Source organism: Catenulispora sp. MAP12-49 (genome assembly GCF_041262705.1).
Classification (GTDB): domain Bacteria; phylum Actinomycetota; class Actinomycetes; order Streptomycetales; family Catenulisporaceae; genus Catenulispora.
This window is the reverse complement of sequence record NZ_JBGCCP010000002.1, coordinates 207,720-221,461: the sequence shown is the minus strand read 5'-3', so window position 1 is coordinate 221,461 and position 13,742 is coordinate 207,720. Positions and strand designations below refer to the sequence as shown.

The window sequence follows — 13,742 nt, the reverse complement described above, 5'->3', positions numbered from 1 at the left end:
CGACCCCCGAATCAGCCCACGCGAATCACTCCCCCGGCGCGTACCCGAAGTCCGGGATCGCCAACCGCGCCCCGTCCTGCACCGCCGACTGGTGTGCGACGATCCCCGGCAGCGTGTACCGCGCCGCGACCCACGCGTTCACCGGCGGCAGGGTCCCGGCCGTCACCGCGACCACGAAGTCGTCGGCCAGGAAGTGGTGGCTGCCCTCGTGGCCGTTGGAGGCGTTCGCGAACTCCTTCGGCAGCCGGCTGCGATCGTGCACCGGCGCCGAGCCCGAGGTGAAGGCGTCCCGCAGGGCCGGGGCGACGTGCTCCAGCGACGGATCGTCCGGCGCCAGGGTCGTACGCGGCTGCAGGTGGTCGCTGATGTCGGTGACGCCCTCGCGGTCCTGCCACACGCTCACCGTCGCCAGCTGCTCCAGGCTGCCCTGCGTGCCGAAGAACCGGAAGCGGGACTCGCGGATGCGCGAGGGGTAGCCGACGCGGCGGAACTCGTTGGTGCGGAAGCTGCCGCCGCCGGCCGCCTCGAACAGGGCGGTGGCGTTCGAGAAGTCGTTGTCGAACATGCTCACCTCCTTGTCGAAGACGCCGTCGCCGCGGTCGTCGACGACCCCGATCGCCGAGACGCTCACCGCGTGGGTCTGCCACGCGCCGAGGATGCCGCCGATGGCGTGGGTCGGGTAGAGCAGCGGCGGGTAGCTGGCGGTGGCCTTCCAGTTCTCGCCGCCGCTGTACTTGTAGGCGTCGTAGAAGCCGAGATCCATGTCGTGCACGTAGTCGCCCTCGGCGTAGAAGAGCCTGCCGAAGGCGTCCTTGGCGACCAGGTCGCGGGCATGCACGGTGGCCGGGTTGTAGTGGCTGGTCTCCCCCATCATGTACGTCAGCCCGGTGCCGCGGACCTCCTCGATGATGGCGGCGATCTCCTCCTCGGTCACCGCCATGGGCACCGCGGAGTAGACGTGCTTGCCCGCGCGCAGGGCCTGGACGACCAGCGGGCCGTGCGTCCAGCGCTGCGTGAAGATGGCGACCGCGTCGACGTCGGAGTCGAGCATCGCCTCGAACGAGGGCACCGTGCCGGCGAGCCCGTACTCGGCCGCCAGCCGTTCGGCCCGCTCCGGAAGCAGATCGGTGACGAACACGTCGCCGACGCCCGGGTGGAGCTGCCACAGCTTGGCGAACTGGCCGGAGAACTGGCCGGCGCCGACGACGCCGATGGTGATGGCCACTGCGACTCCTTCTGCAAACGTTCCCGCAATCGTTCCCGCAAATGTAGCGAGATCCCGGACGGCGCACCAGGGCCCCGCTGGTCGCCGCGTCTGAGAACGGTTGCCGCCTCTGAGCACGATTGACTACGCTGGACCCCATGGCGGTGACGATCAACGAGGTGGCCAAGCTGGTCGGCGTCTCGACGTCCACGGTCTCCCGGGCCTTCACCGCGCCGGACCAGGTCCGCGCCGAGACCCGGGACCGGATCCTGCAGGTCTCCGCCGAGCTGGGCTACTCCCCCAACCCGTCGGCGCGCTCGCTGCGGGCCGGCGCCACGGCGACGCTCGGCATGATCGTCCCGAACATCACCAACCCGTTCTATCCGCCGATCTTCAAAGCCCTCCAACAGCGGGCCCGCACGCTCGGCTACACCACCCTGGTCGCGGACTGCGACGATCGCGAGAGCGCGGAACTGGAGGCCGTCGCGGCCGTGGCCAACCGCGTGGACGGGCTGCTGCTGTGGGCCTCGTGGCTGTCCGACGAGCGCCTGGCCGAGATCGCCGCGCAGACGCCGCTGGTGCTGGTGAACCGGGAGGTGCCGGGCATCAGCACCCTGCGGATCGATCTGACCGCCGGCGTCCGGCAGGCCGGCGAGCTGCTCCACGCGCTCGGCCACCGGCGCTGCGCGCTGATCGACGCCAGCCGGCCCGGGTTCGAGCGGGACAAGCTGTTCGCCGAGATCTTCCGCGGGCTGGGGCTCACGGTCGTCGAGCTGGGCCCGTACGACGCGCGGTTCGAGTCCGGGGTGCACGCGGCCACGCTCGTGGCCACCGGCGGCGCGACGGCGGTGCTGGCGCACAACGACCTGGTCGCGCTCGGCGCGCTTCAGCAGTTCACCGCGCTGGGCGTGCGGGTGCCGACGGACGTGAGCCTGGTCGGCATCGACGACACGCTGCTGGCCGCGGTGTGCACCCCCGCGCTGACCAGCGTGCGCATCGATCCGGAGGAACTGGCCGCGAACGCGCTGGAGCTCTTGCTCGACGCGGTCACGGGGCGGGATCCCAGGCAGGTCGTGGTCGGTACCCGCCTGGTCCCCCGGGCGTCTACTGGGCCGGCGCCGGCGCCCCGCTAGCGGAAAGCGCGGCTTGCGCCGAGATCCCGGTCGGGCAGGCCGGGTCGAAGGCCGCCGCGACGAGGATCCGCTCCATCTCCCGGACGATCTGCTCCTGCTCCTCGGGCGTCACCTTCTCGGTGTCCACGCGCAGCAGGAAGTTGACGGTGTCGGGCACGGGGTTGAGTTCCATGAACGTCTGCGCGTCCGGGACGTCCGTGTGCGGGCCCCAGGTCAGGGTGGTCAGCGGCAGCGCGGCCTCGATCTCCTCGGGGGTCGGCAGCGGTCCGGGCCGCACCGCGGCGGAGGCGCGTCGCAGGTCGTTGAAGTAGCACAGGAGGTCGACCTCCTCGTCGCGCTCGGCCCCCACCCGATCGAACATCGCCAGCAGGTCACGCGGATCGAAGTAGGCGTACTTGCCGGCCTTCAGCTGGGCCTGCCAGGCCCGCAGGGCGACGGTGTCGAAGTCGGTGTCGGCGACGTCGACCAGGCACAGGCAGGACGCGAGCAGCGGCGTGACCGTCTCGCGCAGACCGGGTCGGAACCGGTTGCTGACGAACGTGCGGATGGCGCTGGTGCTCTTGCCCGAGACCTTGGCCAGCCCCACGGCGTGCGCGCCGAGCAGGATCGACCCGGTGTTCGCCCCGGTGCGCGCGGCGATGCAGGTCGCGGCGAGGTAGGCGGCCTTGGAGTCGAAGGTCAGGTCCCACCACTGCGGATCGCGCGGCTCGTACTCGGTGTCGAAGCGGCGGCCCTGCACCTGCCGCACCATCTTCTCCCAGTACGCGACCGACGCGGCGCTCTGGCGCAGGGCCGTGGGCGTCTGCTGCTGCCGGGCCAGGTCGAAGGGCTGCATGCCCTCGCGCGGGGCCAGGTGCGCGCCGGTCTCGCGGTCCAGGTTCGCCAGGTCGCCGACGAGCGCCTCGAAGCCGAGGCCGTCGATGGCGATGTGCGGGTACATCGCGGCGAAGTACAGCAGCTCCTCGCCCCGGCGGATGACGGCCATCTTCACCGGCCAGTCGGTGGCGATGTCGAAGGGCCCGTGCTCGTACCCGGCGCGGACCTTCTCGGCGACCTCGGCGGGGTCCTCGTCGGGGCCGATGTCGACGATGTCCAGGGCGACCTCGCCGGAGGAGGACAGCACCTGCATCGGCTCGCCGTCCTCGCGGATCCGGTAGCGGGTCCGCAGCGAGTGGTTCCGCTCCACGATGAAGGCCAGCAGGTGGACGATCTGCTCGACGGTCGTCCCCTCCTCCAGGGGTATCGTGCCGCCGATCATCACGGCCTCGCCCGCGAGCTGCATCATCCGCAGGATGTTGCGCTGCCCCCAGGTCACCTCGCACTCGCCCGAGCCTTCACCCGAGAAGGGCACCAGAATGCGGTCTCCCACCAGCTGCACCATCGATCCTCTTCCAGCGTTGCCCGAACGCGTATGAACTCATGTGAATCATCTTGCGGATGGGATTCATCGTGGTTCAGAGATCGATGGGGCGTCAATACTCTGCGTTGAAAGATGGCGCAGCCGGAACCACAACGGCGATCGCCCCCGGCCCGCCGGCCGGAACCGCGGCCGAAGCGTCGTGGCGATCGGCGTGGCCGCGGACCGTATCGGCAGCGCCCGGTGCGGGGCCACGACGGTCCCGTCGGGCAGCAGCTCGCCGGTGTCGTCGAAGGTGACGACGCCGTTGCAGAGCAGATTCCAGCCTTGTTCGGGGTGGGTGGCCACGATGCGGGCGGCCTCACGATCGGTGCGGTCGGCCGCCGGGCAGGGCGGTTGGTGTGGGCACTTCATGGCCTTCTCCACTACGTGGTCTCGTCCCTGTTTCGTTTTGTTATCGCTTTGTTTACGCCCGACTTTGTGTGCCGTCAAGGAGTTGTCGCTCCGGAACCGGACCCCCGGGCCGGGCCCCGGGCGGCTGGCGAAGCCGCCGTCGATCGACGATGCGCTGGTGAGAGGCACCGTGGCCGCGGGGCGTCCGAGTGGCCGGGCCGGTGTGACCGCCGTCACCCACATGGCCCTTCAGTCGTTGACTCGAGCCCCTGGTGGTGTCACCGGCGCCGGGAACAGGGCTGCGGGAGATCTTGACCCGGGCCTGCTCGCGGTGTAGAACCAACGCAATCAAAGGTAAACGGATCTGAAACAAAGAATCTCAGGCGCAGTCACAGGGAAGGCTCATGTACGCAGAGGAACGGCAGCAGGCGATCCTGCGCAAGGCGCGGGCCGACAGCCGCGTGGACGTGGTCTCCTTGGCCGAGGAACTCACGGTCACCACCGAGACGATCCGCAGGGATCTCACCGTGCTGGAGCGCGCCGGGGTGGTGCGCCGCGTCCACGGTGGGGCCATCCCGGTCGAGCGGCTCGGCTTCGAGCCCGCGCTGGCGGCCCGGGACTCGGTGATGACCGCGGAGAAGGAGCGCATCGCCAAGGCCGCGCTGGCCGAGCTGCCGGCCGAGGGCTCGGTGATCATCGACGCCGGGACCACGACCGGGCGGCTGGTGGACCTGCTGCCCTCGGACCGGGAACTGACGGCGATCGTGAACAGCCCGTCCCTGGCCGCGACCCTGGCCACCCGGCCGAACCTGACCGTCCTGATGCTCGGCGGACGGGTCCGGGCGCGCACCCTGGCGGCGGTGGACGACTGGGCCCTGAGCCAGTTGGCGCACCTGTACGTCGACGTGGCCTTCGTGGCCACCAACGGCGTCTCGGTGAAGCACGGCCTGACCACGCCGGACGTCGCCGAGTCCGCTGTGAAGAAGGCGATGGTCGCCGCGGCCCGGCGCACGGTGCTGCTGTGCGACCACACCAAGGTCGGCAACGACTGCATGGCCCGGTTCGCCGAACTCGACGACATCGACGTCGTCATCACCGACACCGGCCTGGACGAGGAGACCGCCGAGTCCTTCACCCGCGCCGGGACCCGCGTGGTGCGCGCATGATCGTGACGCTGACTCTGAACCCCAGCCTGGACCGGACCCTGGAGGTCGACCGGCTGCGGCGCGGCGGAGTGAACCGGGCCGCGGCGGTGCGCATCGACCCCGGCGGCAAGGGCGTGAACGTCACCCGGGCGCTGCGGGCCTTCGGCATCGAGTCCCGCGCCGTCCTGCCCTACGGCGGCCCCGACGGCCAGGAACTGGTGCGGATGCTCGCGGCGGCCGACGTGCCGATCGCGCAGGTGCTGGTGGCCGGCTGGACCCGCTCGAACGTGACGGTGGTCGAACCCGGCGGGAGGTCCACCAAGATCAACGCCCCCGGCGACCCGCTCACCGAGACGGAACTGGCGGCGCTGGCCGAGATGATGCTGCGGGCCTGCAGCCCGGCCGGCCAGGGCAGCGAAGGAGTCGACCTCGGCTCTCGGCCGGAGGCCTCCTGGGTCGTGCTGTGCGGCAGCCTGCCGCCGGGCGTTCCGGACGACTTCTACGCGACCTTGACCTCCCTGTTCACCGCTCGGGGCATCCGGGTGGCCGTCGACACCAGCGGTGCGGCCCTGGCCGCGACGGTCGCCGCCGGACCGGACCTGATCAAGCCGAACCGCGAGGAGCTCGCGGCCGCCGTCGGCGCGCCCCTGTCCAGCATCGGCGACGTCGTCACGGCGGCCCAGCGGTTGCGGGCCCGCGGTGCCGGGGCGGTGCTGGCCAGCCTCGGACCCGACGGCGCGGTGCTCGTCGACGCCGAGGGAGTAGTGCGGTGCACGGCCGATCCGGTCGAACCGTGCAGCACCGTCGGCGCCGGCGACGCGCTGCTGGCCGGCTTCCTGGCGGCCGGGGCCTCCGGCGACCGAGCGGTGGTCGAAGCGGTGGCCTGGGGGCGGGCCGCCGTGGGACTACCGGGCAGCCGGATGCCCGGCCCCGACGACATCGACCAAGACAGCGTGCGCATCGTCCGCGACCCGGACGGCGTGCCCGAACACGCGGCTCTCTCATCCCTGGAGGGCTGACTGGTCCGGTTCGCCGCCACTCGACGATGGCGAACCGTATCGCACCACAACTGCACCACGGAGTAACCGTTCACCCCTTCCCCTCACGAACGTCTGTCCCTAGGAGGACGACATGTCAGCCGTTTCCTACACACCGGCTCCAACCGGTACCGGCCTGAAAGCCACCGTCCAGAAATTCGGCTCGTTCCTGGCCTCGATGGTGATGCCGAACATCGGCGCGTTCATCGCCTGGGGCCTGATCACGGCGCTGTTCATCCCCACCGGCTGGATACCGAACGCCCGCTTCGGCGAGCTGGTCAGCCCGATGATCACCTACCTGCTGCCGGTGCTGATCGGCTACACCGGCGGCCGTCTGGTGCACGGCCAGCGCGGTGCGGTGATCGGTGCCATCGCGACCATGGGTGTGGTGGTCGGGGCGAGTGTCCCGATGTTCCTCGGCGCGATGATCATGGGTCCGTCCGCGGCGTGGGTCCTGAAGCAGTTCGACAAGCTCACCGCGGACCGGCTGAAGACCGGGTTCGAGATGCTGGTGGACAACTTCTCGCTGGGGATCATCGGCGGTGCGATGGCGCTGCTGGGTGACCGGGCGGTCGGTCCGATCGTCAACAACGTCACCAAGGGTGCGGGCAACGGCGTCAACTGGCTGCTGGCCCACCACCTGCTGCCGTTCGCGAGCTTCCTGATCGAGCCGGCCAAGGTGCTGTTCCTGAACAACGCCATCAACCACGGCGTGCTGGACCCGCTGGGTGTGGCGCAGTCCGCCGCGCACGGCAAGTCCATCCTGTTCATGCTGGAGTCCAACCCGGGTCCGGGCCTGGGGATCCTGGTGGCCTACTTCCTGTTCGGCCCGCGCAAACTGCGGCCGACGGTGCCCGGCGCGATGGTCATCCACTTCCTGGGCGGGATCCACGAGATCTACTTCCCCTACATCCTGATGAAGCCGCGCCTGATCCTGGCGGCGATCGCCGGCGGGTTCGCGGGCATCTCGGTGTTCTCCATCACCGGGGCCGGGCTCGTGGCCTCCCCCTCGCCGGGCAGCATCTTCGCCTACGCGGCCGAGGCGCCGAAGAGCGGCTACGTCGGAGTGTTCCTGGGGGTGCTGGTCGCGGCGGCGGTGTCGTTCGCGGTGGCCTCGGTCCTGTTGGGATTCGGCCGGGGCGAGAAGAAGGAGACGGAGGACGCCGTCGCCGAAGGCTCGGCGGCCGTTCCGTCCCAGACTGAGGCGGCGGTGGCATGACTTCCCTGAACACGGCGGATATCAAGAAGGTCATCGTGGCCTGCGACGCGGGCATGGGCTCCTCGGTGATGCTCGCCGGGCACCTGAGGCGGCAGCTGAAGAAGAACGGCGTGGTCGTGGACCACGCGCCGGTCTCGGCCATCCCGGCCGACGCCGACCTGATCCTGACGAACGTCGGTCTGGCCGAGCGAGTCCGGGCCTCGGCGCCGGGCAAGCCGGTGGTCGCCTTCCAGATCTTCCTCGGCGACCCGGCCGTGGAGGCGGTCGTCAAGGCCATCAAGGAAGGCGGGGCCATCGATGTCTGAGACCCGCGACGGCCTGCTCACCGAGCAGGCCGTCCGGATCGGCGTCCATGCCGCCGACAAGCAGGCGGCGGTGCGGGCGTGCGGTGATCTGCTGGTCGAGACCGGCGCGGTCGGCGACGGCTACGTCGCGGCGATGCTGGACCGCGAGCAGGAGATCTCCACCTACATGGGAGAAGGCGTGGCCATCCCGCACGGCACCAACGCCGGACGGGCCCTGGTACGCCGCGACGCCCTGGCGGTGATCCGGTTCGCCGAGCCGGTCGACTGGGGCGAGGGCAACGAGGTGGTGCTGTGCGTGGCCATCGCCGCGCTGGGCGAGGGCCACTTGGACATCCTCGCGGACCTGGCGGAGATCCTGCTCGACCCCGAGCGGGCCCGGGCCCTGCGCGAGACCGAAGAAGTCAAGGATTTGATCCGGCTGCTGGAGCCGGATGACGGAGAGGGACAGACACAGTCATGAAGGTCGCACGCTTCTACGGACCCGGGGACATCAGGATCGAGGAGGTCCCCGAGCCGACGGCCGGCGCGGGAGAGGTGAAGATCAGGGTTCGCAACTGCTCCACCTGCGGCACCGACCTGAAGATCTTCCGGTTCGGCCACTACCGGATCGAGCCGCCCCGGGTCATGGGCCACGAGATCGCCGGCGAGATCGTCGAGGTCGGGGACGGCGTCACCGGGCACGCGATCGGCGAGCGGGTGCAGGTGATCGCGGCGATCCCGGACGGGACCTGCGAGGAATGCACGCGGGGCCGGCAGACGGTGTGCCGGAACCAGGAGTCGATGGGCTACCAGTACGAGGGCGGGTTCGCCGAGTACATGATCGTGCCGCGCAGCGTCCTGGCGGTCGACGGCCTGAACCGGATCCCGGACGGCGTCGGCTTCGACGAGGCCTCGGTGGCCGAACCGCTGGCCTGCGTCCTCAACGGCCAGGAACTGGCGCGGGTCGGCGAGGGCGACGTGGTGGTCGTGTTCGGCGCCGGCCCGATCGGCTGCCTGCATGTGCGGCTGGCGCGCTCGCGCGGCGCCGCGCGGGTGATCCTGGTCGAGCTGAACCGTGAGCGGCTGGAGTTGGCCGCGGGCCTGGTCCACCCCGATGAGACCGTGTGCGCCGAGGACGGAGACGTGGTCGAGCAGGTCCTCAAGCTCACCGACAGCCGCGGCGCCGACGTGGTGATCACGGCGGCCGCCGCCGGCGCGGCCCAGGAGCAGGCCCTGCGCATCGCCGCCCCGCAGGGACGGATCAGCTTCTTCGGCGGCCTGCCCAAGGACAAGCCGACCATCACCGTCGACTCGAACCTCGTGCACTACAGCGAGCTGACGATCGTCGGCGCCAACGGCTCCTCCCCCGCCCACAACGCCCGCGCGCTGGAGCTCATCGCGTCCGGCGCGGTACCGGTGAAGGACCTGATCACCCACCGGCTGCCGCTGGACGGCGTCCTGGAGGCCCTCGACGTGGTCGCCCGCGGCGAGGCCATCAAGGTCACGATCGAGCCCTGACGAAGCCCTAGAGGAGAAGGAGGAGAAGCCATGCTCCAGCGCACCGTCGTCGTCGGCTCGACCAGCGGGCTGCACGCCCGCCCGGCGGCCCTGTTCGTCAAAGCCGCCAGCGCGCAGGCGACGCCGGTGCGCCTGCGCGTCGGCGAGCGGCCGTCCGTCGACGCCCGCAGCATCCTGGCCGTGCTCGCCCAGCGGGTGAAGCAGGGCACCGAGGTCACCCTGGAGGCCGACGGCGAGAACGCCGACGCCGCACTGGACGCCCTGGCCGCGCTTCTGGCGCGGAACCTGGACGAGGAGGCCGGAACAGATGCCTGACCATCCCGCCTTGCCCACGGCGCCCACCTCGCCTGCCTCGCCCACCGTGCCCACCTTGCCCACCCTGCGCGGGCTCGGAGTCTGTGCGGGCACCGCCGCCGGGCCGGTCGCGCGCATGGGACGCCCGCCGGTCATGCCGGCAGCGCGCGCCGTCGTGGACACCGACCTGGAACTGTCCATCGTCAGACTCGCGCTGAAGACCCTCGCCGCCGATCTGGCCGAGCGCGCGGCCGGCGTCAGCGGCCAGGCGCGCGACATCCTGGACGCCCTGTCGATGATGGCCGACGACCCGCTTCTCGCCGAGACCGTCGAACAGCACGTCACCAGCGGTGTCGACGCCGCCCACGCGCTCGCCCGGGCGATCGACGACCAGGCGGCACTCCTGCGCGAGGGCGGCGGCTACCTCGCCGAGCGTGCCGCGGACCTGGAGGACCTGCGCGACCGGGCCGTCGCGACCGTCCTGGGGGTGCCGATGCCGGGCATCCCCGATCCGGGCCATCCGTTCGTCCTGGTCGCCGACGACCTGGCGCCCGCGGACACCGCGACGCTGGATCCCGCGAGCGTCCTGGCCCTGGTGACAGTGCGCGGCGGTCCGACCAGCCACACGGCGATCCTGGCCCGGGCGCTGGGGATCCCGGCCGTCGTCGCGGTTCCCGGCGCGCTGACGCTCGATGACGGAACCCTGATATCGGTCGACGGCACCGCCGGAACGATCCGCGTCGGTGTCGATCCCGGCGAAGTCAGCCGTCCTCGACGCCGAGCCGTGCAGGAGATCGAACCCGGCCGGACCAAGGACGGCCATCCCGTCCCGCTCCTGCTCAACATCGGCTCGGCCCAGGACATCCGGTCCGATGCCGAAGGCGTGGGCCTGCTGCGCACCGAGTTCCTCTTCCTCGGCCGGAACGACGCCCCCTCGGTCGAGGAGCAGCGCGCCGCCTACGGGCAGATCTTCGGCGCGTTCCCCGGGAAGAAGGTGGTCATCCGCACCCTGGATGCCGGTGCCGACAAGCCCCTGCCGTTCCTGGCGCTGCCCGCGGAGGAGAACCCGGCGCTGGGCATCAGAGGCCTGCGGACCTCCCGCCTGCTCCCCGACGTCCTGGAGGATCAGCTGGCCGCGATCGCCCTCGCGGCCTCCGACACCGAGGCGCGGGTCTGGGTGATGGCGCCGATGGTCGCGACCGCGGCCGAGGCCGCGCGGTTCGCCGAGCGGGCCCGCAGCCACGGCCTGACCACCGTCGGCGTCATGGTCGAGATCCCCTCCGCCGCACTCCAGGCCCGCCGGATCCTGGAGCACGTCGACTTCCTGTCGATCGGCACCAACGACCTGGGCCAGTACACGATGGCCGCCGACCGCCAGGACGGCCGGCTGGCCGACCTGCTCGACCCCTGGCAGCCGGCCCTGCTGGAGCTGGTCGCCGCCTGCGCCCGGGCCGGGCGCGACCTGGGCAAGCCCGTCGGCGTGTGCGGTGAGGCGGCAGCCGACCCGGACCTGGCGGCGGTACTGGTCGGGATGGGGATCAGCACTTTGTCGATGGCCGCCGCCGGCGTTCCGGCCGTCGCCGCGAACCTCGCCGAGCACACGCAGGCCCAATGCCGGGACCTGGCCGCGGCGGTCCTGGCCGCCGGCAGCCCGCAGGAGGCGAGGGCGCAGATTCCGCATCCGCGGCTTTAGCGGTTCGCTGTCCGGGTCAGCACGACCCGCCCGGCGCCGGCCGATGCCTCCCGCGAGGAGGGCGGCCGGCGCTTCGGCATATTCGGCGCCGACAAGCCGGAGGTGCCGGAGTTCTTTATCAGGGTTCGTAGCGGCCTGAAGTTTCCGCGCGCTTCTCGGCGAGGTGGTACGCCGCCGCATGCATCCCGGCCTGGTGCAACTCCTCTTGCAGGCTTCGCGCGTCGTCGTGTCGGATGCACCAGCCCATCAGATCGTCGACGGCATCGAGAGCCTGCTGGCTGGTCAACGCGCGACAGAGTTCCACTCTTTGCCGGCTCGTCAGTCGTTCGGCCACCATGCCCGCACAGTCCACCGGCGACACCCGCGGCACGAGCGTGCGCAGCGCCGCCAGGAACGCGGCCGCATCCGGGCGTCCGGCCGCGACGGGTGCCACCCGCAGGGCCGCACTCTCCCAGACCTCGGTAAGCCGGAGGAACAGTCGCGCCAGATCCGCTGCCGCGGCCTTGTCGGCGTAGTGGCTGAGCAGGGTTCCGGCATCCGCAGTCAGACGGCGATCCGCGAGCGCCACCGCTGCCTCGAACACAGCCGGCGGAGCGCCCTGTCCGATGACGACGAGCAGGGCCGAGGCGTCCTCATCCCGGTTCTCGCCCCGCAGTCGCGCGACCTCGGCGACGAGGTTGTCACCCGGCCCGGCGGCCAGCCCGGCCAACAACGGGTTGCCGGAGGCAGCGCCGCTTTCACCCGCCGCGCGGTCGAACGCGGCCGCGGCCGCGGCGACGTCGGGCGCCGGTCGTTTCCGGAGCAGTCGGATGAGCGCCTCGGCGTCGGCGGAATCGGCAGACGCGTGCAGCGCGTGGACGATGGTGCCGCTGGTTGCCGAGTCCGCCGAGGCGATCAGCCGCAGCAGCATCTCGACGTCGGCCTGCCGTCCGGCGACGTGCAGGATGGAGAGCATGCCCACCGCCGTCACGGGGTCGGCGGTGACAGCTTGCAGCGCCAGCGCCGCAGCCTGCTCGTGCTCTTCGGAACGGCGCAGATGGTCCATCCGGGAGATGACGACCGCCGGCGGTGCAGACCCGGAACGTGGCGTCTTCTGGAAGAGCCGTCGTTGAGGATGCTGCGGTCTCGCCATCCCTCCATGGTCCGCCGGCCGAGTCTCGATTCCCTGCTGATGTTGATGTCATTACGATTACGCGTTGAAAACGGTCCGTTTGCTACTGATCTTCTTCAGGCTCCTCAGGCTCCTTCTCAGGCTCCTTCTCGGGCTCCTTCTCGGGCTCCTTCTCGGGCTCTTTCTCGGGCTCTTTCTTCTCTCCGCGCCCGAATCCCAGCAGGACCGAGGCCATTCCGAAGGACACTCCGGCCGCCACGGCCACACCCAGAAACACGCCGGCGTAGCCGCCTCTGGGCGTCTCGGCCGCGTAGGCGAAGATGCTGCCCGGCGAGGGGGAGGCCACCAACCCGGCACCGGTGATCGAGAACACCGAGATGCCCGCGAACCCGCCGGCGATCGCCGCCAGGATCAGCCGCGGCTTCATCAGCACGTACGGGAAGTAGATCTCGTGGATCCCGCCCAGAAACTGGATGACGATCGCGCCGGGCACCGTCGCTCGCAGGCGACGCGGGCCGAACAGGAAGTAGGCCACCAGGATCCCCAGACCGGGGCCGGGATTGGACTCCAGCATGAACAGGATGCTCTTGCCGTGTGCGGCGGACTGCTCCACGCCCAGCGGATCCAGGACACCGTGGTTGATGGCGTTGTTCAGGAACAGCACCTTCGCCGGCTCGATCACGAAGGCGGCGAACGGCAGCAGGTGGTGGCTGAGCAACCAGTTCACGCCGTGCCCCGCGCCCTCGGTGACGTGGTCGACCAGCGGCCCGACCGCCCAGTAGCCCAACAACGCCAGCGCGCCGCCGATGATCCCCAGGGAGAAGTTGTCCACCAGCATCTCGAACCCGGTCTTCAACCGGTCCGCGGTGAGCTTGTCGAACTGCTTCAGGATCCAAGCGGCGAACGGCCCCATGATCATCGCGCCCAGGAACATCGGCACGCTCGCCCCCACGGCGACGCCCATGGTGGCCACAGCCCCGATCACCGCACCGCGCTGGCCGTGCACCAGACGGCCGCCGGTGTAGCCGATCAGCACCGGCAACAGATACGTGATCATCGGGGTGACCAGCTTGGCCAGGTGCGCGTTCGGTATCCAACCGCTCGGGATGAACAGCGCCGTGATCAGGCCCCAGGCGATGAACGCCCCGATGTTCGGCATCACCATCGACGCCAGGAACGAACCGACCTTCTGAACGGTGGCTTTCAGACCGGCGCCGGTGGGAGTCGGCGTATAGGAAGGAGCCGACATGGCGTCCTCCTAGTGACGGCCAGGCCAGTAGTTCCACCCTGCGCTCAGTCGTGCTCGTTGTCATGTGGGTGACGGCCGGTCCCGCCTTCGCGGCTGTGCCAGGGC

General features: G+C 70.7%; 13 protein-coding genes and 1 pseudogene. 9 read left to right on the top strand and 5 right to left on the bottom strand.

Going from position 1 to position 13,742, the window contains the following annotated elements; genetic code table 11:
• Positions 1–25 precede the first annotated feature (25 nt).
• On the bottom strand, positions 26–1,225 hold the full coding sequence (locus tag ABIA35_RS05080; RefSeq protein ID WP_370357000.1) for a Gfo/Idh/MocA family protein: 1,200 nt from the start codon (positions 1,223–1,225) through the stop codon (positions 26–28).
• A gap of 137 nt (positions 1,226–1,362) precedes the next feature.
• On the opposite strand from ABIA35_RS05080, the gene ABIA35_RS05075 reads away from it, so the two are divergent.
• A complete protein-coding gene (locus tag ABIA35_RS05075) occupies positions 1,363–2,337 on the top strand; it encodes a LacI family DNA-binding transcriptional regulator (protein ID WP_370356999.1) in 975 nt (324 codons plus the stop codon).
• On the opposite strand, the gene ABIA35_RS05070 is transcribed toward ABIA35_RS05075, so the two are convergent.
• The gene (locus ABIA35_RS05070; RefSeq protein ID WP_370356997.1) at positions 2,309–3,706 is read right to left on the bottom strand and encodes a condensation domain-containing protein; all 1,398 of its coding nucleotides are present in this window, start codon (positions 3,704–3,706) and stop codon (positions 2,309–2,311) included. The two genes, ABIA35_RS05075 and ABIA35_RS05070, sit on opposite strands and share 29 nt — an antisense overlap.
• Positions 3,707–3,910: 204 nt before the next feature.
• Positions 3,911–4,108: pseudogene (locus ABIA35_RS05065) on the bottom strand (DUF5999 family protein); the annotation flags it as partial.
• A gap of 383 nt (positions 4,109–4,491) precedes the next feature.
• On the opposite strand from ABIA35_RS05065, the gene ABIA35_RS05060 reads away from it, so the two are divergent.
• From ABIA35_RS05060 to ptsP, 8 genes are all read left to right on the top strand, one after another.
• On the top strand, positions 4,492–5,253 hold the full coding sequence (locus ABIA35_RS05060; protein WP_370356995.1) for a DeoR/GlpR family DNA-binding transcription regulator: 762 nt from the start codon (positions 4,492–4,494) through the stop codon (positions 5,251–5,253).
• Positions 5,250–6,251, top strand: a complete 1,002-nt coding sequence (gene pfkB / locus ABIA35_RS05055) for a 1-phosphofructokinase (RefSeq protein WP_370356993.1) — start codon at positions 5,250–5,252, stop codon at positions 6,249–6,251. Before ABIA35_RS05060 ends, pfkB begins: the two co-directional genes overlap by 4 nt.
• A gap of 112 nt (positions 6,252–6,363) precedes the next feature.
• Positions 6,364–7,488: a mannitol-specific PTS transporter subunit IIC gene (gene mtlA / locus ABIA35_RS05050; protein WP_370356991.1), complete on the top strand. Its 1,125-nt coding sequence runs from the start codon at positions 6,364–6,366 to the stop codon at positions 7,486–7,488.
• On the top strand, positions 7,485–7,793 hold the full coding sequence (locus ABIA35_RS05045) for a PTS lactose transporter subunit IIB (protein ID WP_370356989.1): 309 nt from the start codon (positions 7,485–7,487) through the stop codon (positions 7,791–7,793). Before mtlA (ABIA35_RS05050) ends, ABIA35_RS05045 begins: the two co-directional genes overlap by 4 nt.
• Complete coding sequence (locus ABIA35_RS05040) at positions 7,786–8,253, top strand: PTS sugar transporter subunit IIA (RefSeq protein WP_370356987.1); 468 nt, start codon at positions 7,786–7,788, stop codon at positions 8,251–8,253. The genes ABIA35_RS05045 and ABIA35_RS05040 overlap by 8 nt, the downstream gene beginning before the upstream one ends.
• Positions 8,250–9,290 carry a zinc-dependent dehydrogenase gene (locus ABIA35_RS05035; RefSeq protein ID WP_370356985.1) on the top strand — a complete coding sequence of 347 codons (1,041 nt, stop codon included), beginning with the start codon at positions 8,250–8,252 and terminating at the stop codon, positions 9,288–9,290. The genes ABIA35_RS05040 and ABIA35_RS05035 overlap by 4 nt, the downstream gene beginning before the upstream one ends.
• Positions 9,291–9,320: 30 nt before the next feature.
• Positions 9,321–9,605 (top strand): HPr family phosphocarrier protein, encoded by a 285-nt coding sequence (locus ABIA35_RS05030; RefSeq protein WP_370356983.1) that lies wholly within the window; start codon positions 9,321–9,323, stop codon positions 9,603–9,605.
• Complete coding sequence (gene ptsP, locus ABIA35_RS05025; protein WP_370356981.1) at positions 9,598–11,277, top strand: phosphoenolpyruvate--protein phosphotransferase; 1,680 nt, start codon at positions 9,598–9,600, stop codon at positions 11,275–11,277. The genes ABIA35_RS05030 and ptsP overlap by 8 nt, the downstream gene beginning before the upstream one ends.
• 118 nt (positions 11,278–11,395) lie before the next feature.
• Here the strand turns inward: ptsP and ABIA35_RS05020 are convergent, their stop codons facing one another.
• Positions 11,396–12,322: a hypothetical protein gene (locus tag ABIA35_RS05020; RefSeq protein WP_370356979.1), complete on the bottom strand. Its 927-nt coding sequence runs from the start codon at positions 12,320–12,322 to the stop codon at positions 11,396–11,398.
• Between the two features lie 169 nt (positions 12,323–12,491).
• On the bottom strand, positions 12,492–13,637 hold the full coding sequence (gene mtlA / locus ABIA35_RS05015; protein ID WP_370356977.1) for a mannitol-specific PTS transporter subunit IIC: 1,146 nt from the start codon (positions 13,635–13,637) through the stop codon (positions 12,492–12,494).
• Positions 13,638–13,742 lie beyond the last annotated feature (105 nt).